Consider the following 23,609-nt stretch of genomic DNA (forward strand, 5'->3'; position numbering starts at 1 on the left):
CAGTTCCTGAAACATTGACAGGACGGCACGTCGGTTTGTGACCACTGCCTAGCTTCGTGCGGCCTGTTCAATAACCCGTGTGGCCGTGCTCGGGTCGGACATCAGACCGAGATGTCCTTGCTTGAACTCCGTCACCTTCGAACCACCGCGCTTGGCCATCGTTCGCTGGACGGACGGGCGGAATGATCTTGTCGCCGGTCCCGATCAGATACCACGACGGGATACGCCATCGCCTTGTCGACGTTGTCCAAACCGGTCGCGAACGACGTAAAGACAGTCCCGGTGGCTGCGTTGGTCACAACAGCGCCGCCGTACGAATGTCCGACGACGACGATCGGGACCGACAGCGACTGCAAGAAGGTCCGAGCGGAGGCGGCGTCGCCGGGCAGCGAGCGCAGTGGGTTGGGATGGCGCGCACCGTGTCACCGTCATCCTGGAGCAGCTCGATGACGCGGATCCAGCTCGACGCGTCCGCTTCGCGGCTGACGGAGCAGGGGTCATCACCGGTCCGAGGGTGGACCGCTCGACGATGGTCCGAGCCTTCTCTGAGGCAACCTCGGCCACGCCTAGATCCTTGCAAATAGACCTATTTCAGCTCTGCGGGGGTTTTGCCGAGCAGCCTGCGGGCCACGATTAGTTGTTGGATTTGTTGGTTGCTTTCGAAGATGTCGAGGATCTCTGTGGTGCGTGATGGACTAGGTCGCCGAAGGTGGTCGAACCGCCAGTCTGAGGCGGGCAACCCAGGTAGCCCGGCCGGAATGCCGGTCAGGTGCCGGCGGTGGGCTGACTGAGCTGGTGACGAAGGGAGTCCAAGTCGCCGAGGACCCACGCTGCGGCCAGCCGGCCGGTGGCAGAGGTGAAGAATGCGGCTCCGCTGTAGCCAATGGGCCGGCCAGTGCCGGCGACACCGAGCAACGTGCCCTGGTGGTGGCCGGTGTAATTCAGACGGGCCGCTGCTCGGTCGCCCGCTGCGACCAGGTCGACGATCGTGTTGGTGAAGTCAGGGACCGCAGAGCGAATCTTGTCGCGGTAGGAGCGCCATCCATCCGGCCCGTGGACCTCATCACCGAGCGAGCCGCGGAAGACAAAGTCCGGCGCGAGGATCTCGTCGACCACCGAGTCGTCCCAACGGTTCCATGCGTCGAGGTGGAAGCGATGTACGAGTGCAGTGATGTCAGCCATGACGATCATGCTCGGTGAGTCGTCGCATCGGTAGCAAGCCGACTCGTCAGCGTCGCGAACGGCGAGCCCGAGCTGTCATCGCGACAAGCCCCGCGACAAGTCCAGTGCCTACCCCGATCGCCATCGCGATCATGACGGTGTATCCGCGGAGGGCAAGTTGTTGGTACGCCGGATCGACCGAGTCGGCGAAGTTGACCGCGGCGACGGGAGGGTTATGGCCGAGCGACGCGCCGGCATTCCACAGGGCCTGATGGATGACGACGAGGGACAATCCGTACAGGACACCGACGACCACGAAGTTCATGAAGGGTTTACGCGCGTCGTGGAAGACTGCGACCACCAGCCATACCGCGAACGGCGCCAAGGCCAGAATGTAGTAGAGGAGCGAGCTTTCCGGCCGGACGATGTCGAGATCGGCCAGCACCGTCCGAGGCAGGCCGACCGCGATCAGCGTGACCATCAACCACACCGACAGGTCAGTGAGCGGGAACTTCCGCGCCGTCCGTCCCGGGCGCGCACCCGCCGACGCCGGGGATGCGGCCCTTGTCGGTCTGTCATCTGTCTGAACCGAGTGATTCATGCCCATCTCCTGATCTCGAGGTCTTCCGTTCCAGTTCGTAAGCCAGTCTTGTCGAGCGGGCCCCTGCACGAATCCGCCGAGAGGCGACAATTCGGCTACCTCCGCGGGAGTACCTGATCGGGACAACCGCAGGGCGCGCAGATGGCGCTGCGACGATGCATCCGTGGCGCCCTGTCGATCGGAAGTGAAGGTGACAGCGGTCGCGACGGCGCGACCGTGCTCATCGAAAGGTTGTCCGATGCGCAAAATCTCACGACGCCTGACTCGTTCCCTGGCGGCCGTCCTGGTCGCAGCCGGAGTGGTCGTCACGAGCGCAGTCGCGACCACGACCCAGGCGTCAGCCCATCATCAGCTGGGCAGTCGCAGCCTCGCCACCGTACTCGCGGCTGACGGCGACACCTTCGATCACAACTGGAGTGACTACGACGTACTCACCAACGCTGTAACTACCGTTCTCGCTGCCAAGCCGAACAGCCCCGTGAAGGTCTTGGCCAACGGCAACGTGCCGCTCACGGCTTTCCTGCCGAGCGATCGCGCTTTCCAGCTCCTCGCCGAGGACCTGACCGGCAAGTGGTACAAGTCGGAGAGTGCCCTCCTCAGTGGCCTCGCCGGACTACTCGGCGTCGACACCATCGAGGCGGTCCTGCTGTATCACGTGATCCCCGGAGCGACCATCGACAGTCGGACCGCGTTGAAGTCCGACGGCGCAACCGTCAAGACAGCCCTGCCGGGTGGCTCGATCAAGGTCGACGTGATCAGTAAGCGCTTCAAGATCGTCCGGCTGATCGATGCCGACCGCAACGACCGCAATCCGCGGCTCAACCGCCGCGCGCTGGACATCAACAAGGGCAACAAGCAAATCGCCCACGGCATCACTCTGGTCCTCCGCCCACTCGACATCTAACGACAGCCGCCGGGCAGCGGTAGACCATCCTCACTCCTGCCGACCGGGCTACCGCTGCCATCAGATGCAAGACATCGAGATCTCTACAGCTCTGGCCTGCACTCCATCGCGGCTCAGTGCCCAGATCCCTTCCAACGACCCGCAGAACATGTTGGCCTCGGTAAGTCCGTTTCCCACTGGGTTGGCGGTGGAGTCGTCGTCGAGCTATCACAGCGGCGCCACGGTTGTAGCCGCGGCCACTTGGGTTCAACGGGTTCGAAGGCGACGAGCGTCCCGACAGGTCGTCGTACGCCATACCGAGATGGCCCAACTGATCGGCGCCCACCGACCGTAACCCGCTCCCCCGCGCTCGTAGAGGTTGGCGTCATCGCACCGCCCTACAAGCACAGTCGAGGTCGGCGACGCTACAAGACCGACCGCACGACGCGGCTGACGGAGCAGGGACGGAGCAGGGGTCATCACCGGTCTGAGGGTGGGCCGCTCGCCGATGGTCCGAGCCTGCTCTGAGGCAGCCTCGGTCACGCCTGGATCCCTTGCGAATAGACCTATTTCAACTCGGCGGAGGTTTTGCCGAGCAATCTGCGAGCGACGATGAGTTGTTGGATTTGTTGGGTGCCTTCGAAGATGTCGAGGATTTTGCTGTCTCGGGACCACTTTTCGAGGAGGTGGTGTTCTGAGTAGCCGAGGGAGCTGGTTAGTTCTACGCAGCGGAGGGTGATGTCGTTGGCGGTGCGGCCGGCTTTGGCTTTGGCCATGGAGGCTTCCAGGGAGTTGGGGCGGTGGTTGTCGGCCATCCAGGCGGCCTGGAGGGTGAGCAGGTAGGCGGCTTCCCAATCGGCTTCCATCGCGAGGTACGACGCGGCCGCCGACGGCTGGAGGTGGATGGGACGGTCGTAGTCGACCTCAACCCCTACCTCGGCCAGCAACGATCGGGTGAGCTCCAACGAGGCCCGCGCAACTCCGACCGCCATCGCGGCGACGAGTGGACGGGTGTTGTCGAAGGTCTGCATGACGCCCGCGAAGCCCTTGTCCGTGTCGATCTCGGGTGAGCCGAGCAGGTTCTCCGCGGGCACCCGGCAGTTGTCGAACCGGATCGTCGCGGTGTCCGACGCACGGATGCCCAGCTTGTGCTCGAGCCGCTCCACCGTCATCCCGGGTGTGTCCTTCATGACCACGAACGACTTGATCGCCGCGCGACCCAACGACTTGTCGAGCGTCGCCCACACCACCACCGCGTCGCAGCGCCCACCGGCGGTGACGAAGATCTTCTCGCCGTTCAGCACATAAGCGTCCCCGTCGAGCCGGGCAGTCGTCTGAATGCTGGCCGAATCCGACCCACACTCCGGCTCGGTGATCGCCATCGCCGCCCAGACTCCGTCGAACCGCTGCAACTGCTCGTCAGACGCCACCGAGGCGATCGCCGAGTTGCCCAGCCCTTGCCGCGGCATCGACAGCAGCAGCCCGACGTCGCCCCAGCACATCTCCATGATCGACAGCACCGACGACATGTTCGACCCGTTCACGACCCCCTCGGCCGCAGCAGTACGCCGTACGCCGGAAGCGCCCGCACCCGAACCGGTGCCCGAGGCACCTAACCCGTCGACCAGCGCGGCCAGCATGTCCAGCTCGACCGGGTATTCGTGCTCGGCCAGGTCGTACCGCCGGGAGTTCGGCCGGAGCATCTCCGTCGCGACCTGGTGCGCCTGGTTGATGAAGGCCCGGAACTTCCGGGGCGTCTCGAGGTTGATCATCAGACGAGCACCGCGCCTTCCATGATCCCGATGGCCCGCAAATCGCGGTACCAGCGTTCGACCGGATGCTCCTTCACGAACCCGTGCCCGCCCAGCAGTTGTACGCCGTCAGTCCCGATCTGCATGCCCTTCTCCGAACACAGCCGCCGCGCCAAAGCGACCTCACGAGCGAACGGAAGCCCTTGCTCAGCACGCGATCCGGCCCGGTACGTCACCAGCTTCATCCCCTCCAGCTCGATCCCGATGTTCGCCACCATGAAGGCCACCGACTGCCGATGGCTGATCGGCTCACCGAATGCAGTCCGCTCATTCACGTACGGCGTCACATAGTCGAGGACCGCCCGTGCCGTACCAAGCGCCAACGCACACCACCCGAGTCGCGACAGCCGCACGCACTCGGCATAGTCCTCAAGCGATCCCAACTGCACCGCCGGCACGTCCGCCAAGATCACCCGGCTCAGCGACGCCGCCCGCAACCCCATCGACGGCTCAGCCTCGATCGTCACCCCCGGATGATCCGACTCCACCACGAACAACGCCGGCCCCGCCGGAGTCGAAGCCCCGATCACGAACAGCTCGGCCGACGCCCCCAGCGGCACCAACGACTTCACCCCGTTCAACCGCCCGCCCGACCACCGCGTCTGCAAGCTGAACGGATCGAACAAGGCCCGCGGCTCAAGCAGCGCCAACGCGGCCGCCGGTACAGAGTCCCCGGTGAAAGCCGGCAGGTACGTCGCCTGCTGCGTCTCATCGCCCCACAACGAGATCGCCGTACTCACGGCCGCCGGTGCGAGGCACGCCACCGCCTGCCCCATGTCTCCGTGCGCCATCGCCTCGACCACGAGTACGCCGGTCATCGCCGATCGCTCGGTCACGATGCCGCCAAGCTCCTCCGGCACCTCGATCAGGCTCAACCCGAGCTCGGCGGCGGACGTCAGCACCTTCTCCTCCGTCACACCCGCGTCATCCGCAGCCGCCGCACCTGGACGCAGCACCTCCGCGGCGAACTCCCGGACGACCTCGACCACCGTCTGCTGGTCCTCGGTCGGGGTCAGATCGAACTGCCCGGTCCCCCGCGCCGCAGGCAACCGCGACGGCTTGGCCAGCTTGGACACGGCCGTGAAACTCCGCGAAAGCGCTCCCGCCGTCCGGAAACCGGTCTTGGTCGCCTCGAACACCACCCGCTCGGTCTGCTTCCGCAGCCCGAACCGGTCGATCGCCCGCACCTTGGCCAGCCGGTTCAGCAAGGCCACGCCGAACCCGATCGCGTCCCGCCGGCCTCGCGCTCGCTCCTGAAGGCTCATGCCAGCAACTGTAAACCGAAGTTACAACTCAAGTCACGTCAAGGCACCGGTGATAGCCTGCCGACGTGGCTGTGAGCATGTCCGACGTCGCGCGTCACGCCGGAGTGTCGCAGCGCACCGTCTCCAACGTGGTCAACAACTACGTCCACGTCTCCCCCACCACCCGCGCCCGCGTTCAGGCCAGCCTCGACGCCCTCGGCTACCGCCCGAACACGGCTGCCCGCCGGCTCCGGACCGGCCGCACCGGCACGGTCACCCTGGCCGTCCCCACCTTCAGCGAGCGGTACTTCGCCGACCTCGCCGAAGCCGTCATCGCGGCAGCCCAACGCAGGGGTACGACGGTGGTCGTCGAAACCACCGGTGGACGGCATGAAGCGGAGCTCGAACTTCTCCACGGTGGCGGCGACATCGTCACTGACGGCCTGATCATGAGCGCGGTCAACCTCAGCCGCGCCGACGAACGCCGGCTAGAGGACCGCCGGCTCAAGGACCGCCGGCTAGAGGACCGCAAGTACCCGGTGGTCCTGGTCGGCGACCGCGAGCCGGGCAGCGAGATCGACCACGTCGGCATCAAGAACCGGGAGGCCGCCCAGGCCGCGGTCACCCATCTCCTCGACACCGGCCGACGCCGCATCCTCCTGCTCGGCGCGAACAACGGACCCAGACGCTCGTACCAACTCCGCCTTCAGGGGTACCAGGCCGCGCTGAAGAAGCACGGGATCAAGCTCGACCCGGACCTCGTCGTCAGCTGCGAGTGGACCACGGCCGCTGCCGCCGAAGCCATCACAGGCCTGCTCGGGAAGCCACTCCCCGACGGCATCTTCGCGATGAACGACTCGGCCGCCCTCGGCGCAATCCGCGCCCTGGTCCGGGCCGGCATCGACGTGCCCGGGCAGGTGGCGGTGATGGGCTTCGACGACATCGTCGAGTCGAGCCTGGCCACGCCGTCGCTCAGCACGGTCGCACCACTGCTGGACGACATCGCGGGGATGGCGCTCGATCTCCTCGAGGAACAGTTCGGCGCCGCCGGGTCGCACGTCCCGCAACACCGGATGGCCGGCTACGAACTCCGCCTCCGGGAGAGCACGACCCGCTGACACAAACCAGCGCACAACCCCTTGCTCCCAACATTTGCTACGTAGTAAATTTCAGCCCCATGACCCGAACCGCCCAAGCACCTGTCTTCGCCGGCGACGGCCGGATCGACTTCGCGGACCACGACTACCCGGACCCCGGCCCGGGTCAGCTCCTACTCGCCGTGCAGGCGAACGCCCTCTGCGGGACCGACCGTGACCAGTACTTCGGTGGCTCCAGCGTCGTACCAGGTCACGAAGCCGCCGGCACCGTGATCGCGACCGGCGAAGGCACCACGACAGCGCAAGGCACCCGCGGCGCCGTCTTCCTGATGGACTACTGCGGTGAGTGCCGCAGCTGCAGGTACGGCGCGACCAACCAGTGCTTCAGCAAACGCGCCGACATGGGCTTCACGCACGACGGCGGCTACGGGCCGTACGAGCTGGTCCACGAGACGAACTTCTTCCCGATCACCGACGACATCGAGATCGGCAACGCGACCATGCTGCTGGACGTGATGGGCACCAGCAGCCACGCCCTCGGCCGCGCGGCCCTGGTCCGTCAGGACATCGAGAGCGTCTACATCGCCGGCGCCGGTCCGATCGGGATCGGGCTGGCCGTGATGAGCAGACTCCGGTACGGCGCCGACGTCCCGATCTTCATCTCCGACCTCACCCCCTGGCGCCTCGACTTCGCCGAATCCTTCGGCGCGACCCCGGTCCGCGCCGACGACCTCAAAGCCGCCGGGAACCCCGACATCGCGTTCGACTCGACCGGCAAGGGGATCGCCCGCCGCGGCGCACTCGACATCATCAGCCAACGCGGCGCCCTGATCTGCGTCGGCCACGGCGAGACGATCACGATCGACGTGTCCAGCGACCTGATCGCCCCCGAGCACGCCATCCTCGGCAGCGAATACTTCCGGTACGACGAGATGGCCGGCAACCTCGCCCTCCTCCAGGCCAACCAAGAGCTGATCGGCCGGGTGATCAGTCACCGCTTCCCGGTCGCCGAGATCGACGAAGCGTTCAGCCTGTTCCTCGCCGGCCGGACCGGCAAGGTCGTCATCACCCAGGACCCGGCCTCATGAGGGTCGCGGTGGTCGGCGCCGGCGGCTGGGGCGAACAGCACGCCCGCATCTTCTCCCGACGCCCCGATACCGAGCTGTGTGCGATCGCCGGTCGCACCCCCGAACGCACCAAGGCACGGGCCGAGCGGTACGGAGCCACGCCGTACACGGATCTCGACCTCATGCTGGAACGCGAGCGGCCCGACCTGATCACCGTCTGCCTGCCCAACGAAGACCACTTCGAGGTCACGCGGCAGCTCCTGAAAACCGGCATCCCGATGCTCGTCGAGAAGCCGCTCGTCTTCGACCTCGCCGAGGCCGACACGCTGCTCACCGAGGCGGGCGACCAGTTCTTCGCGATCAACTTCAACCACCGGTACGCCGAACCCGTCCAGCGCGCCAAGGCCCTCATCGAGGCCGGTGAGATCGGCGAACCCGTCTTCGCCACCTGGCGCTTCGGCGGCGAGGCGAACCACGGCAACTCGCCACACGCCAACCTGATCGAGACCCAGTGCCACGGTTTCGACATGCTCGAGCACCTGGTCGGCAACATCTCCAGCGTCGCGGCGCAGATGACCGACAAGACGTACGGCGCACTCAGCACCGTCGCGCTCGCCCTCGAGTTCGAGAACCGGGCGGTCGGCACGATGCTCGGAAGCTACGACTCGTCCTACGCGTACCCGGACTCGCAGCTCGTCGAGATCAACGGCACCGAGGGCCGCCTGGTCATCCACGACACCGTCCGCGCACTGTCCTTCTCCAAGGCCGGCGACGATGTCGAGCGTCGCTGGCACTCCGGCTACTTCGACGACGAGGCCCGCAACTTCGCCGGCACGTTCGACCGCCACGTCGACGCGATCCTCGAAGCCCTCCGCGCCGGGAACCAACCGCCGGTTCACGCCGAAGCCGGCCGACGCGCTCTCCAACTCGCCCACGCCGCCATCGAGTCCCACGAATCTGGGCGGCGCGTCAGCCTCTAACCAGCGATCGCCGCGGCCTTCTCGGTCAGATAACGCTGCTCCGGCAGACTCGTCGTACGGCGGGCCGCGGCGAGGTAATGCTCGTGCGCCTTCGCCAACTCCCCGGCCCGCTCGTAGAGATGCGCTCGTACGGCGTCCAGCCGGTGGGTCTCGGTGAGGTTCTTGTCCTCGTCGAGCGTGGCCAACAGGTCGAGGCCGGCCTGTGGGCCATCCACCTGCGCGAGTGCGATCGCGCGGTTCAACGTGACCATCGGATTCGGCGCGAGCTTCTCGAGGAGGAGGTACAACGCGAGGATCTGCGGCCAGTCCGTCTCGTCGGCGCTGGGCGCTTCGGCGTGGACCGCCGCGATCGCCGCCTGCAGCTGGTACGGACCGGCCTCACCCTGAGCGAGGGTGGTCAGGATCAACTCGGCCCCTTCGGTGATCTGCCCGCGATCCCACAACGTCCGGTCCTGTTCGTCGATCGGGACCAGGCCGCCGTCTGCGGTCGCCCGCGCCGTACGGCGGGAGTCCGTCAGCAGCATCAAGGCCAGCAGGCCCGCGGCCTCGCCGTCGTCCGGCAGCGCCGAGTGCAGCATCCGACCCAGCCGGATCGCCTCCGTGGTCAGCTCGACCCGCTGCAGCGCCTCACCCGAACTCGCGGTGTAGCCCTCGTTGAAGATCAGATAGAGCACCTGCAGGACGACGCGCAGCCGGTCGGCCCGCTCCTCCTCCGGCGGCATCACGAACCGGCTGCCGGCCGCCTTGATGCTCTTCTTCGCCCGGCTGATCCGCGGCGCCATCGTTGCCTCCGGCACCATGAACGCCCGGGCGATCTCGGCCGTGGTCAAACCACCGACCGCCCGCAGGGTCAGCGCGACCTGCGACGCCGGTGTCACCGCCGGATGGCAGCACAGGAACAGCAAGGTCAACGTGTCGTCGTCCTCCGGCGGCCCGTCGGTATCGGCGCCCGGAGCAACCAGTTCCTCGGGTCCGGCCATCGCCGCCGCGGTGTCCTCGCGCCGCCGCCGCGCACTCTCGCTGCGGAACTGATCGGTCAGCCGCCGGCTCGCGACGGTGATCAACCACCCGCGCGGATTCCCCGGTACGCCGTCAACCGGCCACTGCGTCGCAGCCGCCAGCAACGCCTCCTGTACGGCGTCCTCGCACAGATCGAACTGTCCGTGCCGGCGGGCGAGATACCCGAGCACCTGCGGCGCCAACTCCCGCAACAACCCCTCGACACCCGCCACGTCAGTTCCCCTCACCTTGGTACGACCAGCCGGACCACCCGTCCACGCTGATCGCGATCACCGGCCCGCGCGGCGGATCGGCGTCGTACTGCGGGTACTTCGCAACCAGCAATCCCACCGCCGCCGAATTATCGTCCAGCACCCGGGCCACCCCGTCGACGCGCACCCACCACAGGTGCGTCCAGTCCTCGTCGTACTCGTCGACGAGCACCGCCACTCGCGGGTTCGCCGCGATGTTGCGCAGCCGCTTCAGATCGGTCGTGGTCTTCGGCTTCTGATCGATCCCGATGAACAGCTCATCACCATGCACCGCATAGGTCACGGGTACGACGTGCGGCTGCGAGTCGGCTCCGACCGTCGCCAACCGGGCTACCCGCGCCGCCGCGACCCGGGCTCGACAGGTGGCTTCCTGAAGTCTCAACGCTGCAGGTGCCGGAGTGCCGCGGCTGGGAAGGTCCGAGTGAGCGGACCGAGGACCGAGGCGTCCCGGAGCGCGGTCCGAGCGGCGAGGTGACCGCAGGCGCCGTGGACACCACCGCCGGGGTGGATCGCGGAGCTGCCGAGGTACAGCCCGGACACGAAGGTCCGTGGACTGCCCAGACCGATCGTCGGGCGGAAGACGAGTTGCTGGTGAAGCTGCATCGTTCCGCCGCCCACAGCGCCGAAGCCGAGGGCGGCATTGCCAGACTCCAACGCGGACGGCCGCTGCAGGTCGCGGTCCACGATGAGATCGGTGAAGCCGGGTGCGTAGCGTTCGATCGCGCGTTCCATCCGGCCGGCCAGCTTCCCCGCCGACTCGTCGTCGGCAATGCCGCGGGGCAGATGCGAGTAGGCCCAGACTGCCTCGGTGCCGGCCGGTGAACGGGTCGGGTCCGACTTGGTCGTCTGGCCGATCAGCAGGAACGGCTGGGACGGCAACCGCCCGGTGTCGAGGTCGGCCGACAGGTGGACGAGGTCGTCGGCGGTCCCACCGAGGTGGACCACTCCGGCGGAGCGTGCCTCGTGTGACTTCCACGGGATCGGTCCGCTCAACCGGAAGTTCAGCTTGACGGTCGGGTAGTCCCACTCGAACTGCTCGTCCAGGTCCCGTTTCAGTCCGGCCGGAATCGTTGCCCCCGACAACAGTCCGCGGTAGAGCGCCGGCGCGGAGGTGTCCGCGATGACCGCCCGGCTGACCGCGACCGTCTCCCCGGATGCCGCGCGTACGCCGGTCACGCGGCCGGCGGAGACGTCGATCCCGGTGACCGGCGTACTCGAGACAAGCAAGGCACCTGCTCGTTCGGCTCGGCGGACCAAGGCACCCGACAAGGCCGACGAACCACCGGTGGCGACCGGGAAGCCGACGTCCTGCGCGAGCATCGCGAGCAGCCAGCCCATCGTGCCACTGACGCTGCCGGACAGTGGCGAGTCCGCGTGCAGTGCGTTGCCGGCCAGCACGGCCGGGCCGCGAGGACCGGTGAAGAGCTCCTGGCCCATCCGGTGCATCGGCATCGCCATGAACCGCGCGAACCGCAGCAACTCCCCCGCCGACCCCAGCTTGCGCGCGAGCTTGATGCCCGGCAGGACCGGCGGCCAGGAAGTGAGTAGCGACTTCAGCAGCGGCTCACGGATCGTGACGTACTGCTGGTACATCCGCAGCCACGCGTCACCGTCACCCGGATCGTCGACGCCGATCGATTTCGCGGTGTCCTCCGGGTCCGGGTGGACCGCGACCGAGGACCCGTCCTCGTCCAGCAGATGCACGAGCGGCAGCGGCGCGTGCGCCCACTTCAGCCCGAACTTCTCCAGCTCCAGCGCACGCAGCACCGGAGAAGCCACACCCAGTGGATAGTTCGAACTGAAACGATCGCTGATCCAGCCGTCGTTCTCGGTCGAGCGGACCGCGCCGCCGAAGCTGTCGGCGGCCTCCAGCACCAGCACGTCCCAGCCCGCGTCGGCCAGGGCGATCGCGCTCACCAGCCCGTTCGGCCCCGAACCGATCACCACAGCATCAACACTCCGCGGCAACATGCCTACGACCTTAGCTCTATCTCCTGCATGAGCGTCGTGACCTCGCGGGCGCGCCCTACCATCGCGGGGTCGACCATCCGGCCGTCCGGGAGCACGATCACGCCGCCTTCGGTCACCCCGGCTTTCTCCACCGCCGCAAGTAATACCTCGGCCTCGGCGACCTGGACGGCGCTCGGCGTGAAGCACTCGATGATCGTCGGCAGCTGCCGGGGATGGATCGCTGTCCGGCCAACGAAACCGAGCTCTCGACCTTCGAGACAGCTACTACGCAGACCGTCGGCATCGTTCACGTGCGGATAGACCGACATCATCGGCGCACCCAACCCGGCAGCTCGGGACGCTGACACCAGCCGCCCGCGCGCCCAGGCCAGTCCCACCGGGGAATCCACCCCCAAGGCACTCGACAGATCGGCCTCACCCAACGCGATCGCGGCCACCCGCGGATCCGCCGACGCGATCTCGAACGCCCGCTCCACCCCGAGCGGCGACTCGATCAACGCGGTGATCCTTGCCGACGGCACCTGTTCGAGCACGGCCCGGACGTCGGCCGCACTCTCGACCTTCGGCAACCGGATCCGCACCGACGGTACGCCGGACACCGCGGCCAGATCGTCCTCGATCCACGGCGTCCCCAGCGCGTTCACCCGGATCTCCACCGCCGCCTGCGCGTTCGCGGCGATCCAGGCGACCGCCCAGCCGCGCGCATCCGCCTTGTCGTCAACGGGTACGGCGTCCTCGAGATCGAACACCACCACATCGGGGCCCGCGGCAACCGCCTTCGCGAACCGATCCGGCCGGTTGGCCGGAACATACAGTGCCGTCAGCACCTCATGCCCCCTCCAGGTGGCTGCCTACACCACACCGGCCGCGCGCAACGCTGCGAGCTGCTCCGGCGTGACGCCGATCTCCGCGAGCACCTCGTCGGTGTTCGCGCCATGCGGCCGGCCGGCCCACCGGATCGACCCCGGCGATTCGGACAGCCGGAACAGCACGTTCTGCATCTGCACCGGCCCACCGAGCTCTTCGTCGTCCACGGCAACGATCGTGCCGAGAGCGGCGTACTGCGGGTCGGTCACGATGCCGCGGATGTCGTGCACCGGCCCGACCGCGGCCTCGGCCTTCTCGAACTCGGCCATCACCTCGTCCAGCGGCCGCTCGGCGATCCATGATCCGACCGCGTAGTCCAACTCGTCCGCATGCTGCGCCCGCTCCCGACCGGTCGCGAACCATGGTTCGCCCACCAGATCAGCCCGGCCGACCAGCGTCACCACGCGCTCGGCGATGCTCTGCGAGCTGGTCGACACCGCGACCCATCGGCCGTCGGCAGTCTTGTAGACGTTGCGCGGCGCGTTGTTCGACGACCGGTTCCCGAGCCGCGGCTGGACGTACCCGGTCTGCTGGTACGCCGTGATCCCACCACCGAGCATCATCAGGATCGGCTCGATGATCGCCATGTCGATCACCTGCCCGGCCCCGGACCGATCCCGTTCCCGCAGCGCAACCAGCACGGCGTACGCCGTCGCGAGCGCGGTGATCCCGTCCGCGAGTCCGAACGGCGGCAGCGTCGGCGGTCCGTCCGGCTCACCGGTGACGGCGGCGAAACCGCTCATCGCCTCCGCCAGCGATCCGAACCCGGGCCGGCTGGACCACGGACCGACCTGACCGAACGCGGTCACCCGGGCGATCACCAGCCGCGGGTTCGCCTCGAGCAGCACCTCGGGCCCCAAGCCCCAGCGTTCCAAGGTCCCCGGCCGGAAGTTCTCGACAAGCACGTCATGAGAACGGACCAGCTCGAGGAAGACATCGCGCCCCCGGGACAGGTCGAGCGTCGCCAGCCGCTTGTTCCGGCCGAGCGTCTTGAACCACAGCCCGATGCCGTCCTTCGACGCACCGTGCGTACGCGCGGCATCCGGTCGGGACGGGTGCTCGATCTTCGTGACGTCGGCCCCGAAGTCACCCAGGAACGTCGCCGCGAGCGGTCCCGCGAACAGCGTCGCCGCTTCGAGCACCTTCACACCGTCGAGAGCAGCAGGCCTCATCCCGCACACCTGAAGCCGATGGTCTCCGAACGATCGAGACCACCACCGGTGAGCACCAGCTTGAAGCTCACGTCCGGCTCCTGCGGCCCACCGTCGGCGTACCAGTCGGAGCCTTCGGCAACATAGTGCGAACCGCCCTTGAGGATGCAGAACCGGCTGCGGCCGTCGCGGTGCTCGCTCTCGGTCAGGTTCCACACCAAGGGCTCGGCGCGGGTGAACTCCGGCTCAACGGCGGCGAGCTGCCACTCGTCCTCGGTCGGCAACCGGCCACCCCGCCAGCTCGCGTACGCCCGCGCGTCCGGGAGGTCGACGTACGTCACCGGGTGCTCCTCGGTCCCCGCGGCCGGGGCGCCGTCCACCCAGTGCTTGAGGAACCGGTTCGCGATCCGTGGCTGATACCCCGTCGCGGCCAGGAACTCGGCGTACTCGGCGTTGGTCACCTCGCGGATCGCGACCGAGATGCCGTTGAGCGACACCTCGCGCGTCTCCGTCCGCTGGTCGTGCAGGCGTGGCGGCAGCGGCTTCCACTCCTCCACGTACGGCGCCTGGTCGTACAGACCGGTCTCCCGCCGCCGGTGCCGGACCTTCAGTACCCGCTCCCCCGCCGGCACGGCGACCGTCGCACCGATCTGAGCGTCGCCCCAGACCTCAGGCACCGGGACAAGCTGTGCGGGTGCCATCGGGAAGGCGGAGTCCTTGGAGTGCTTGCGCGGCATCGTGCCCAGCCGTCGCGCGGTCGCCCGGCAGGACGACCCCGCGGTCGCACCGACCCGAACGATCCCGGTAACACCGCGCCCCGGCACGACCAAGTGGACGCCGTCGTCGTCCGCCGTGATCGGCACCCCGGTCGTCACGTCGTACCAGTCGCCGACCTGATCCTCGGACCGCAGTACGACGCCGTCGAAGTCGTCCTCGTGGCGGTTGATCAGGGTCCAGAAGGTGATGTCGGCCAGATCGAAGCGAGACCCGTAGACACCGTGCGCGCGGGCCTTGTCCGGGATCTCCGGGGTGAGCTGGATCCAGTCCCCGTTGATCAGCACCGGGGAGAACGCGCGCTGCGCGGCGACCATCCGGCGCAGGGTGGACCGGTCGCGGGCGTTCCAGCCGACCCAGGCCGAGAACACCGACTCCCAGACCAGCATGCCGACGCCGTTGATCCAGGCCGACTGCAGCTCCTCGCTGTGGTCCCGGTTCCACCGGCGGGTGTGGTGCATCATGTGCCGGCGCTCGAACAGGTGCGCGCGCAGGATGCCGGGTGCGTGCGTGTCGGCGAACCACTGGGCCCAGGACAGCGCATGGTCGCCGATCCTTGCCATCGGCAACCGCGACTCACCTTCGAGCGCGATGGCCGGATTCGCCTTGCGCAGTGCGCGGGTGAAGGCCGGATCGCCTTCCTTCAGCGTGTCCAGGAAGACGCCGTCGACGTCGTACTCCGTGACCAGGTCGGCGAACTCGTCTGCGTCGGAACGCGCGGACCGGCGGGTGCCGACGTCCCACGGGTTGTAGTCGAAGAACACCTTCAGGCCGAGCCGGTGCAGGTCGACGATCAGCTTCCGGAGCCCCGGCACGTCCCGGTAGAAGTCGAACTGGTTCCGCGAGTCGATCCCGATCACCGGGTAGGCGTGCCACAGCACGACCGCGTCGTACCCGCCGAAGTCGTCGACCCCGTGCTGGACGAACTTGTCCGGCGTGAACCGGCCGGACTCGACGTCGTACAGCTGGTCGTCCCAGAGCCAGACGAGCGCCACCGAGTACGCCGTCTGGGTCCACTCGCGGCCGGGGACGTCGTAGTGAGAGCCGTCGTACACGGTCCGCTCGGAGGCGCCGACGAACCACTCGGCGAGCTTGGCGCGCCACCGCGGCAGGTCGGCCGGATCCTCCGGCGCGCCCAGGATCTTGGCGTCGTCGAGGAAGGACAGGTCGGCCCGGAGCCCCAGATCCACCCGGGCGGGGAGATCGATAGGCCGCGGCTCGAGCGGGTTCACAGGTACACCTCCGCATAGCGCGCGTCGATTGCATCCCCGTGAGGCACCGAGGGAATTGCCCCCGCGGCCTGAACACTCAGTGAAGCAGCAACGTTAGCGCGTCGGACCGCATTCGTCAGGTCGCGTCCGGTGACCGCGTCGGTAGTTGACGAGGCAGCCAAAGCCGCGGCCAGCACGCCGCAGAACGTGTCCCCCGCGGCGGTCGTGTCGACCACCTCGACCGGTACGCCGGGCACCACGATCTCGTCGTCACCCCGGGTCAGGATCACCGCCCCGGCCGCACCGAGGGTGACCAAAGCGGCGGGCACCTTCTTCAGCAGCGCGGACCGGTCCGAACCGGCGATCGCCTCGGCCTCGCTCTCGTTCACCACGAGCAGGTCGACGTGAGCGAGCAACTCGTCCGCCAACTCGGCCGCCGGGGCCGCGTTGAGGATGAAGTACGAGCTCGCCGCCGCGGCCTGCTGAACGGTCGCGAACGGGATCTCCAATTGGGAAAGAACGATTTTCGCCTCACCGACGGCCGCGATCGCCTGGTCGGACAACGTCAGCTCACCGTTGGCGCCGGGCGCGACCACGATCGAGTTCTCACCGCTCTCGTCGACCGTGATGATCGCCGTACCGGTCGGGGCGTCGCTCGACGAGGCCAGAGTGAGGTCGACCCCGGAGCTGCCGAGTGCATCGCGCAGCAGAGCGCCGCCGTCGTCGGCGCCGAGGGAGACCACCATCGCCGTTCGCGCACCCGCGCGCGCGGACGCCACCGCCTGGTTCGCACCCTTGCCGCCGGGACCTCGGGTCATGACTCCCGCGAGCACCGTCTCGCCGGGCCGGGGGATCCGCTGAACCGGAAGGACCAGGTCCACGTTCGCGCTGCCCACGACGACAACTTCAGGCTTCACGCCGGGCTACCTCCACGGTCCTTCTCGCCAGTTCGGTGATCGCGATCTGATCCAGGCCCGGGAGACTTGTGGTCACCCGGTCGTCAAGTGGTGTAGACCACTCTGCCGGAACTCCGCGGACGGCGCCAAACACCGCACCGACGGTGGCGCCGACCGAATCCGTGTCCCACCCACCCATCACCGCACGGCCGATCGCGCTGCCGAAGTCCGGGGCGGTCAGCGCATAGGCCGTGAGTGCGGTGTTGTTCACTGCATGTACCCAATGCAGGTCGCCGTACTCCGCGTGCAGCGCATCAAGTGCGTCATCCAGGGTGAGGTCGGCGAGGCCCAGCCCGAACCGGACCGCCCGGGCGATCGTCCCGTCGGGATCGACCACTTCAAGTCCGGCCAGAACCACCTCGCGCGGCGAGTCCAGGACCAGGGCAGCAGCTGACATCGCGGCGACCCAGAGGGCACCGTCGACACCGGCACCGGTGTGACTCAGCCGGGCGTCGACCAGGGCGACGCGAGCCGCTGCGGTGCGATCACCCGGATGCGTCCAGCCGTAGGCGTCGGTCCGGATCTGCGCACCGATCCATTCCCGGAACGGGTTGGCGACCAGGGCCGCCCGGGCCGGCTCGACGCCATCGAGAAGGTTGCGGTAGGCAACACGTTCGGCGGTGAACACCCGGCCGGCCGGAAGGTCGTTCAGCCAGGCCTGGGCGACGTCGTCGGTGGACAGCCCGGACCCGTGCTGCTCGAGCATCCGCAGCGCGAGGATGGCGAAGTTGAGATCGTCGTCCTCGGGCATCCCGTCGATGACCTCACGCAAGCTGGTCGGCTTCGACCGCCGGTTCCACGGCCAGCGGGCCTGCACCTCATCCGGTACGCCGATCGCGGTGATGTACTGCCGCAGCGGCCACTGTCCGGAGCTGTCCAGGATCTCCCGGATGCCCTCGCGTGGGATCTTCTCCACCGGCTTGCCGAGCAGATTCCCGGCGGCTCGCCCGAGCCATGCGTTGAGCGTCCGCCCCTCAAGGTCCACTGGCTCCCCCAGCGACGGCAGGTCGGGGATGGCCGGCTCGGACCAAGGCGCCGTACGCCGGTCCAGTTCGTCCAGCAGCTCGCCGGCGAGCGCCCGCAGCTTGGGCGGGGCCGGCTGGTCGGAGGCACCCGAGGCCGGGGCGTCCGTCGTACCGCCGGCGGTCAGCCAGCGCGCCTGAACGTCGGTGACGTCGACACCCTCGGACCGCGACTGGACCAGTTGGTGCGGCAGCAGATCCTCCGGCTGCACCCAGGTCATCCTCATCTCGACAAATTCTCCAGTACGTCGGTCCGCCGGGCCCAGCGACGCGCGTCGGCGTCCCGGAGATCCAGAGCGACCGAGGCCATCACGCGGCCCGGCTGCTCGAGGTCGGTCTTGCTCGCCGTCGCGATCTCGGCCGCCCAGTCCGCCGGTACGCCGGTCAGTCCGCTGAGCGCACCCGTGATCGCGCCGGCCATCGACGCGATCGAGTCCGCGTCCCGCCCGTAGTTCGTGCCGCCGAGGACTGCCCGGCGTACGTCGCCTTCCGACACCAGCACGAAGCCGAGCGCGACCGGGAGTTCCTCGATCGCCTTGGTCCGGCTCGGCCGGCGGGCATCCAGCGAGTGGTCCCGATAGTCCGGGCCGACCGTGTCATAGGGCTCGATCGCCTGGCGCAGCAGGGGAATCGCCTGCTGCCAGTCGGTCACACCGTCCGCCGCGGCGACCACCGCCTCGACGGCCCTCCGAGTGCCGTCCTTGGCGAGCGCCAATGCTGCCTCCACCGCCGACGTGGCGGTCGCGTCGGGTGCCATCGCGGCGGCGACGGCGGCCGCGAACACCGCGGCCGCCTCCCGCCCATAGCTCGACTGATGTGCGCCGGCCGCCTCGATCGCCTCGGCGTACGCACCCTCCGGGTCGCCCGCGTTCGCGATCCCGACCGGCGCCATGTACATCGCAGCACCGCAGTTGACGATGTTGCCGACACCGGCCTCGCGCGGATCGACGTGCCCGTAGTGCAGCCGGGCGACCAGCCACTTCTCGGCCAGGAACACCCGCTGGAGGAGGAGCGCGTCCGCCTCCAGCTCGGGCACCCACCGCGGCCCGTTCACCATCTTCGGCACCAGCACGTCGGCGATCGAGTACGCGTCGAGATGGGTACGGAGTTCGTCGTACACCTCGACCAGCGCGTGCGTCATCAACGTGTCGTCGGTGATGTGCCCGTCGCCCTTGTGGTACGGCGCGATCGGCCGGGCCGTGCGCCAATCGTCGTACCACGGACCGACGATGCCGGTCACCCAGCCGCCGTGCCGTTCCCGGATCGCCTCCGGGGTCCAGCCCTCGACGGCTCCACCGATCGCGTCACCGACCGCGGAGCCGACGAGAGCACCCGTCGATTTCTGTTCCAGCAAGGACGTCACTGGTTGACCTGACCCCATCCATCGCTCAGTTTCTTGCCCAACGCGGCCAGGTCGGTCTTGTTCGCCAGGTACTCCTGGAGCGCCGGCGTCGCGATCTGGTCCTTCCACTTCGGGTAGTTCTCCACGCTCTGGAACGGCGCCTTGGTAAGGTCGTTGCCGCTCGCAAGCGTCTGCTGCCAGCCGTTCTTGCCGCCGGTCGCCTTCAGGATCGCGTCCCGGGCGCCCTGCGTGGTCGGGATCAGCCAGTCGCCCTGACCGACCGCGGCCAGGTTGTCGGCCTTCATGTAGTAGTCGATGAACTGCGCGGCCTGCTTGATGTGCTTGCCCTCGGCCGGCACCGACAGGGTCTGCGGGTTCGCGGCCTGCTTGGTGCTGGTGCCCTTCAGCGGCGGCAGCACCTCCCACTGGAAGCCCTTCGGCGCCTCCTCGAGGATCTGCTGGGCGGTGAAGTTGCCGCCGACAACCATCGCGGTCTTGCCGGCGTAGAAGCCGGGCAGGACGTCGGAGCTGCTCTGGGTCAGCGAGGTCGGGTCGATCGACTTGTCGTCGTAGGCCATCGCGTGGATCCGCTTCGGCACCTCGAGCTCCGGGTCGCCGATCTTCGCCTTCGCGTCCCGGCCGGTGCCGTCGAAGAACTGGCCGTCGAAGTTCATGCCCAGGTTCAGCACGGTCGCGGTCGGGCTCTTCAGACCCCAGCCGAGTCCGTACTTGCCGGCGGCGGTCAGCTTCTTCGCGTCCGCGGCGAGGTCGTCCCAGCTGAGTGAGTCACCGGTCGCGGTGATCCCGGCCGACTTGAGCAGCGCCGAGTTCGCGAACACGACGTACGACTGCAGCAGCGTGGGAGCGGCGTACACCTTGCCGTCGTTCGACACCGAGTCCCAGACACCCTGCGAGACGGCGTCCTTGGTCTCCTGGCTCAGGTACGGCGAGAGGTCCGCGAGGTACCCCTGGTTGATGAAGCCGGTGATGTCGGCGGACTCGTCGTGGATGATGTCCGGCGCGGTGCCACCCTGGAACTGGGTGACCAGCTGGTCGTGCACGGAGTCCCAGCTGCCCTGGACGTACTCGACCTGGATGTTCGGATTGGCGGCGTTCCAGTCCGCGACGATCTTCTTGGTCGCGGCGACGGTCGTCTTCTGGAACGCGAGGCTCTGGAACTTCAGCGTCACCTTCTCGGCCGGCGCATCACCGGAGCCACTGCCGTCGTCACTGTTACCACCACAGGCCGCGAGAGCCACCAGTGCGCCCGCCGCCATCAGAGCGGTTACTGCTTTTCTCATCTTTTCTCCTCAGGGGAAGGGACTAGCCCTTGACTGCGCCGCTCAGCAGGCGGCTTACGCTCCCTACTTCTTCTTTCTTTCTCAGCCCTTGACAGCACCACTCAGCAGGCCGGAAGTAAGCCGTCTTTGCAGGAAGGCGAAGAAGACCAAGCTGGGGACAGTGGCGAGGACGGACGCCGCTGCGAGTGGACCGAACTGCACCTGGCCCTCGGCACCGACGAAGCGGGCGAGCACCAGGGGCAACGTCTTGAGTTGTGGGTCCTGGAGCAGGACCAGGGCGAAGAAGAACTCGTTCCACGCCGAGATGAACGTGAACATCGCGGTCGCGATCAGTCCCGGCCGCAGCAACGGCATCACGATCGAGACGATCGTCCGCACCCGGCTCGCGCCGTCCACCGAGGCCGCCTCTTCCAGCTCCCGCGGTACGGCGGCGACGTACCCCTGCAGCATCCAGAGCGCGAACGGCAGCGACCAGACCATGTAGACGATCACCACACCGGGGATCGTGTTGGTCAGGTGCAGCGGGCGCAGCAGCATGAACAGCGGGATGACGATCAGGATGACCGGGAAGACCTGGCTGACCAGGATCCAGCCGTTCGTGATCGGCCGCAGCCGGCTGCGGAAGCGTGCCAGTGCGTAGGACACCGGCAGCGCCACGATCAGGACCAGGATGGTGGTGAGGATCGAGATCTGCAGACTGTTGCCGAGTCCCCGGATCAGCCCCTGCTCGCTGAGAGCGTCGGTGTAGTTGGAGAAGTCGACGTTCTTCGGGAGCAGGCTCGGCGTGATGCTGGCGAACTCCCGCGGCGACTTCAGCGAGCTGGAGATCAGCCAGAGCAGGGGGAAGCCGAGGAAGATCAGGTAGCAGAGCACAGCGACGTACTGGAGGGCACGGGCGGCCGGACGCGTTCTCATGCTTCGCTCCTCAGCCGGTTCCGCAGGTAGAAGGCGAGGAACAAGATGATGATCACGACCATCACGTCACCCATCGCGGCCGCCATGCCGAAGTTCCCGTACCGGAACGCCTCGTTGTAGGCGAACAGCATCGGCAGCATGGTCTTGCCGCCCGGACCGCCGGCGGTCAGCACGTAGACCAGGCCGAACGAGTTGAAGTTCCAGATCATGTCCAGGCTGGTGATCGCGACGATCACGGTCCGCAGCTGCGGCAGCGTGATGTTCCAGAACTGGCTCCACGCGCTCGCGCCGTCGACCGCGGCCGCTTCGTACAGGCTCCGGTCGATACCTTGCAGGCCGGCCAGCAGGGTCACGGTCGTCATCGGCATGCCGACCCAGATGCCGACCACGATCACGGCCGGCAACGCCGTACTGAAGTCGCCGAGGAAGTTGATCGGGTGGTCGGTCAGGTGCAGCTTCTGCAGGATCTCGTTGACCGGGCCGTTGGTCGGGTGCAGCAGCAGCCGCCACATGATCGCGACGACCACCGGAGGCATCGCCCACGGGATCAATGCGATCGTACGGGCGACGCCGCGGAACTTGATGTTGGTGTTGAGCAGCAGGGCGAGGCCGAGCGCGGCGACGAACTGCAGGATCGTGACCGACAGCGTCCAGATCACGCCGATCCGGAACGAGTCCCAGAACAGCCCGTTGTGCAGCAGCTTGGAGAAGTTGCCGAAGCCAATGAAGTCGGTGTCGACGTTCAGCCCGGCGCGCGCGTTGGTGAAGCCGAGCGCGATGCCGCGGATCAGCGGGTAGACGCTGAGCAACAGGACCGGCAGCAGCGCGGGCAGGAAGAGGAAGATCGCTTCCCGATTCTGCTTCGGCCTCGTGGTCTTGCGGGGCGGAGCCGGGGACGGGGCGGTCACAGTCGCGGTCATGGGGTCGACCTCCGCACACTCAGTGAAGGCTGTACGACGATCCGCCGCGGGGTCCTGCTGCTGTCCTCGATCCTTGCCAACAGCAACTCCGCTGCGCGGCGGCCACGTTCGGCGGAGCCCAGGTTCACACTCGTCAACGGCGGGAAGCACTGCTCGGCGAGCTCGCTGTCGTCCATCCCCACCACGGCGACATCTCCGGGTACGTCGAGCCCGGCCGCGGCCAGCTCGTGCATCAGCCCGACGGCCAGCAAGTCGTTCGCGGCGATCACCGCGTCGGGCTTCGATCGCAGCACCGCTCCCCCGGATGCCCGGCCGGCGGCGAACGTGAAGTCCATCGCCTCGGTCTCGCCCGCGGACTTCAGGTGATGTGCCTTGAGCGCGTCCGCGAAACCCTTCGCGCGGGCGGTGCCCGGGACGGTGTCGGCGGGACCGTTCAGGAAGGCGATACGGGTGCGGCCGCGGGAGACCAGGTGCTCCACCGCGAGCAGCATGCCTTTCGGCGAATTCGCCCGGATCGTGTCCACTCCTGCTTTGGCGGGGACGTTACCGGCGACAACCACCGGGACCTCGCACTCGCGGATCGACTTGATCAGGTCCTCGTCGACGCGGAGCGGGCTGATCACCAGACCATCGGCGTACCCACGCGCCATACCCCGGACCAGGGCGACCTCGTCGACCACATCGGGTCCGGTCGTCGTCACGACCAGTCGATAACCGGCGGCGGAGACGACTTCCTCGACCGCACGCATCATCGTCACGTAGACCGGGTTACCGACGTCGGCGACGGCGAGGGTCAGCTGGAAGGTCCGTCCGACCTTGAGCGAACGGGCCCGGGCATCAGGCACGTAGCCGAGCTCCTGCACCGCCCGCTGCACCCGCTCGACCATCTCTTCGGTCGCGGGCAGTCCGTTCAGGACGCGCGACACCGACGCCACCGAGACCCCGGCCGACCGAGCCACCCCAGCGATCGTCGGACGACTCACGCCGACCTCCTGTAATCGTTCTTGTAATCGTTTACAGGACCGACAGTAGGACGCCGACGCCCACAGGTCAATTGCGGGCGC

General features: G+C 67.8%; 22 protein-coding genes. 4 read left to right on the forward strand and 18 right to left on the reverse strand.

The window, feature by feature from the left end:
* Positions 1-131: 131 nt before the first annotated feature.
* The 3 genes from AB0L70_RS35155 to AB0L70_RS35165 form a co-directional block, all read right to left on the reverse strand.
* A complete protein-coding gene (locus AB0L70_RS35155; RefSeq protein WP_363691166.1) occupies positions 132-398 on the reverse strand; it encodes an alpha/beta fold hydrolase in 267 nt (88 codons plus the stop codon).
* Positions 399-765: 367 nt separating this feature from the next.
* The gene (locus AB0L70_RS35160; protein ID WP_363691132.1) at positions 766-1,182 is read right to left on the reverse strand and encodes an ester cyclase; all 417 of its coding nucleotides are present in this window, start codon (positions 1,180-1,182) and stop codon (positions 766-768) included.
* Positions 1,183-1,228: 46 nt separating this feature from the next.
* Positions 1,229-1,762 carry a hypothetical protein gene (locus AB0L70_RS35165; RefSeq protein WP_363691133.1) on the reverse strand — a complete coding sequence of 178 codons (534 nt, stop codon included), beginning with the start codon at positions 1,760-1,762 and terminating at the stop codon, positions 1,229-1,231.
* A 238-nt stretch (positions 1,763-2,000) separates the two neighbouring features.
* Here AB0L70_RS35165 and AB0L70_RS35170 point away from each other — a divergent pair, with 238 nt between their 5' ends.
* Entirely contained in the window at positions 2,001-2,666 is a 666-nt protein-coding gene (locus tag AB0L70_RS35170; RefSeq protein ID WP_363691134.1) for a fasciclin domain-containing protein, read from the forward strand.
* A 545-nt stretch (positions 2,667-3,211) separates the two neighbouring features.
* On the opposite strand, the gene AB0L70_RS35175 is transcribed toward AB0L70_RS35170, so the two are convergent.
* A complete protein-coding gene (locus tag AB0L70_RS35175; protein ID WP_363691135.1) occupies positions 3,212-4,417 on the reverse strand; it encodes an acyl-CoA dehydrogenase family protein in 1,206 nt (401 codons plus the stop codon).
* A complete protein-coding gene (locus AB0L70_RS35180) occupies positions 4,417-5,721 on the reverse strand; it encodes an acyl-CoA dehydrogenase family protein (RefSeq protein ID WP_363691136.1) in 1,305 nt (434 codons plus the stop codon). The genes AB0L70_RS35175 and AB0L70_RS35180 overlap by 1 nt, the downstream gene beginning before the upstream one ends.
* A gap of 65 nt (positions 5,722-5,786) precedes the next feature.
* Between AB0L70_RS35180 and AB0L70_RS35185 the strand changes: the two genes are divergently transcribed.
* From AB0L70_RS35185 to AB0L70_RS35195, 3 genes are read left to right on the forward strand one after another with little or no spacing between them, the layout of a single operon-like run.
* A complete protein-coding gene (locus AB0L70_RS35185; RefSeq protein WP_363691137.1) occupies positions 5,787-6,818 on the forward strand; it encodes a LacI family DNA-binding transcriptional regulator in 1,032 nt (343 codons plus the stop codon).
* A 59-nt stretch (positions 6,819-6,877) separates the two neighbouring features.
* Positions 6,878-7,885, forward strand: coding sequence for an alcohol dehydrogenase catalytic domain-containing protein (locus AB0L70_RS35190; RefSeq protein ID WP_363691138.1), 1,008 nt, complete (start codon positions 6,878-6,880; stop codon positions 7,883-7,885).
* Positions 7,882-8,844 (forward strand): Gfo/Idh/MocA family oxidoreductase, encoded by a 963-nt coding sequence (locus AB0L70_RS35195; RefSeq protein WP_363691139.1) that lies wholly within the window; start codon positions 7,882-7,884, stop codon positions 8,842-8,844. Before AB0L70_RS35190 ends, AB0L70_RS35195 begins: the two co-directional genes overlap by 4 nt.
* Here the strand turns inward: AB0L70_RS35195 and AB0L70_RS35200 are convergent.
* The 13 genes from AB0L70_RS35200 to AB0L70_RS35260 all read right to left on the reverse strand — a co-directional run bounded on the left by AB0L70_RS35200 (position 8,841) and on the right by AB0L70_RS35260 (position 23,528).
* Positions 8,841-10,076 (reverse strand): DUF6596 domain-containing protein, encoded by a 1,236-nt coding sequence (locus AB0L70_RS35200; protein WP_363691140.1) that lies wholly within the window; start codon positions 10,074-10,076, stop codon positions 8,841-8,843. The genes AB0L70_RS35195 and AB0L70_RS35200 overlap by 4 nt on opposite strands.
* Position 10,077: 1 nt before the next feature.
* Entirely contained in the window at positions 10,078-10,497 is a 420-nt protein-coding gene (locus tag AB0L70_RS35205) for a TIGR03668 family PPOX class F420-dependent oxidoreductase (protein ID WP_363691141.1), read from the reverse strand.
* Positions 10,494-12,086, reverse strand: a complete 1,593-nt coding sequence (locus AB0L70_RS35210) for an NAD(P)/FAD-dependent oxidoreductase (RefSeq protein WP_363691142.1) — start codon at positions 12,084-12,086, stop codon at positions 10,494-10,496. Before AB0L70_RS35210 ends, AB0L70_RS35205 begins: the two co-directional genes overlap by 4 nt.
* 2 nt (positions 12,087-12,088) lie before the next feature.
* Positions 12,089-12,913 (reverse strand): CoA ester lyase, encoded by an 825-nt coding sequence (locus tag AB0L70_RS35215; RefSeq protein WP_363691143.1) that lies wholly within the window; start codon positions 12,911-12,913, stop codon positions 12,089-12,091.
* A gap of 24 nt (positions 12,914-12,937) precedes the next feature.
* Entirely contained in the window at positions 12,938-14,125 is a 1,188-nt protein-coding gene (locus AB0L70_RS35220; protein WP_363691145.1) for a CoA transferase, read from the reverse strand.
* Positions 14,122-16,110, reverse strand: coding sequence for an SUMF1/EgtB/PvdO family nonheme iron enzyme (locus AB0L70_RS35225; RefSeq protein ID WP_363691146.1), 1,989 nt, complete (start codon positions 16,108-16,110; stop codon positions 14,122-14,124). The genes AB0L70_RS35220 and AB0L70_RS35225 overlap by 4 nt, the downstream gene beginning before the upstream one ends.
* A complete protein-coding gene (locus AB0L70_RS35230) occupies positions 16,107-17,006 on the reverse strand; it encodes a ribokinase (RefSeq protein ID WP_363691147.1) in 900 nt (299 codons plus the stop codon). Before AB0L70_RS35230 ends, AB0L70_RS35225 begins: the two co-directional genes overlap by 4 nt.
* Positions 16,996-18,294 (reverse strand): ADP-ribosylglycohydrolase family protein, encoded by a 1,299-nt coding sequence (locus AB0L70_RS35235; RefSeq protein WP_363691148.1) that lies wholly within the window; start codon positions 18,292-18,294, stop codon positions 16,996-16,998. The genes AB0L70_RS35230 and AB0L70_RS35235 overlap by 11 nt, the downstream gene beginning before the upstream one ends.
* Positions 18,291-19,430 (reverse strand): ADP-ribosylglycohydrolase family protein, encoded by a 1,140-nt coding sequence (locus tag AB0L70_RS35240; RefSeq protein WP_363691150.1) that lies wholly within the window; start codon positions 19,428-19,430, stop codon positions 18,291-18,293. Before AB0L70_RS35240 ends, AB0L70_RS35235 begins: the two co-directional genes overlap by 4 nt.
* Complete coding sequence (locus AB0L70_RS35245) at positions 19,427-20,710, reverse strand: sugar ABC transporter substrate-binding protein (RefSeq protein WP_363691151.1); 1,284 nt, start codon at positions 20,708-20,710, stop codon at positions 19,427-19,429. The genes AB0L70_RS35240 and AB0L70_RS35245 overlap by 4 nt, the downstream gene beginning before the upstream one ends.
* A gap of 81 nt (positions 20,711-20,791) precedes the next feature.
* Positions 20,792-21,625 carry a carbohydrate ABC transporter permease gene (locus tag AB0L70_RS35250; RefSeq protein ID WP_363691152.1) on the reverse strand — a complete coding sequence of 278 codons (834 nt, stop codon included), beginning with the start codon at positions 21,623-21,625 and terminating at the stop codon, positions 20,792-20,794.
* Entirely contained in the window at positions 21,622-22,545 is a 924-nt protein-coding gene (locus AB0L70_RS35255) for a sugar ABC transporter permease (protein WP_363691153.1), read from the reverse strand. The genes AB0L70_RS35250 and AB0L70_RS35255 overlap by 4 nt, the downstream gene beginning before the upstream one ends.
* A complete protein-coding gene (locus AB0L70_RS35260) occupies positions 22,542-23,528 on the reverse strand; it encodes a LacI family DNA-binding transcriptional regulator (protein WP_363691154.1) in 987 nt (328 codons plus the stop codon). The genes AB0L70_RS35255 and AB0L70_RS35260 overlap by 4 nt, the downstream gene beginning before the upstream one ends.
* Positions 23,529-23,609: the final 81 nt, after the last annotated feature.

It is taken from the genome of Kribbella sp. NPDC051952, from assembly GCF_040680855.1.
Taxonomy (GTDB): Bacteria; Actinomycetota; Actinomycetes; order Propionibacteriales; family Kribbellaceae; genus Kribbella.

What these genes read in the sequence shown, in the direction of transcription:
- AB0L70_RS35165 (WP_363691133.1), bottom strand. Translation starts at nt 1,762, where the DNA reads ATGAATCACTCGGTTCAGACAGATGACAGACCGACAAGGGCCGCATCC.
- AB0L70_RS35195 (WP_363691139.1), top strand. Translation starts at nt 7,882, where the DNA reads ATGAGGGTCGCGGTGGTCGGCGCCGGCGGCTGGGGCGAACAGCACGCC.
- AB0L70_RS35170 (WP_363691134.1), top strand. Translation starts at nt 2,001, where the DNA reads ATGCGCAAAATCTCACGACGCCTGACTCGTTCCCTGGCGGCCGTCCTG.
- AB0L70_RS35220 (WP_363691145.1), bottom strand. Translation starts at nt 14,125, where the DNA reads ATGAGGCCTGCTGCTCTCGACGGTGTGAAGGTGCTCGAAGCGGCGACG.
- AB0L70_RS35210 (WP_363691142.1), bottom strand. Translation starts at nt 12,086, where the DNA reads ATGTTGCCGCGGAGTGTTGATGCTGTGGTGATCGGTTCGGGGCCGAAC.
- AB0L70_RS35235 (WP_363691148.1), bottom strand. Translation starts at nt 18,294, where the DNA reads ATGAGGATGACCTGGGTGCAGCCGGAGGATCTGCTGCCGCACCAACTG.
- AB0L70_RS35160 (WP_363691132.1), bottom strand. Translation starts at nt 1,182, where the DNA reads ATGGCTGACATCACTGCACTCGTACATCGCTTCCACCTCGACGCATGG.
- AB0L70_RS35180 (WP_363691136.1), bottom strand. Translation starts at nt 5,721, where the DNA reads ATGAGCCTTCAGGAGCGAGCGCGAGGCCGGCGGGACGCGATCGGGTTC.
- AB0L70_RS35175 (WP_363691135.1), bottom strand. Translation starts at nt 4,417, where the DNA reads ATGATCAACCTCGAGACGCCCCGGAAGTTCCGGGCCTTCATCAACCAG.
- AB0L70_RS35245 (WP_363691151.1), bottom strand. Translation starts at nt 20,710, where the DNA reads ATGAGAAAAGCAGTAACCGCTCTGATGGCGGCGGGCGCACTGGTGGCT.
- AB0L70_RS35190 (WP_363691138.1), top strand. Translation starts at nt 6,878, where the DNA reads ATGACCCGAACCGCCCAAGCACCTGTCTTCGCCGGCGACGGCCGGATC.
- AB0L70_RS35250 (WP_363691152.1), bottom strand. Translation starts at nt 21,625, where the DNA reads ATGAGAACGCGTCCGGCCGCCCGTGCCCTCCAGTACGTCGCTGTGCTC.
- AB0L70_RS35255 (WP_363691153.1), bottom strand. Translation starts at nt 22,545, where the DNA reads ATGACCGCGACTGTGACCGCCCCGTCCCCGGCTCCGCCCCGCAAGACC.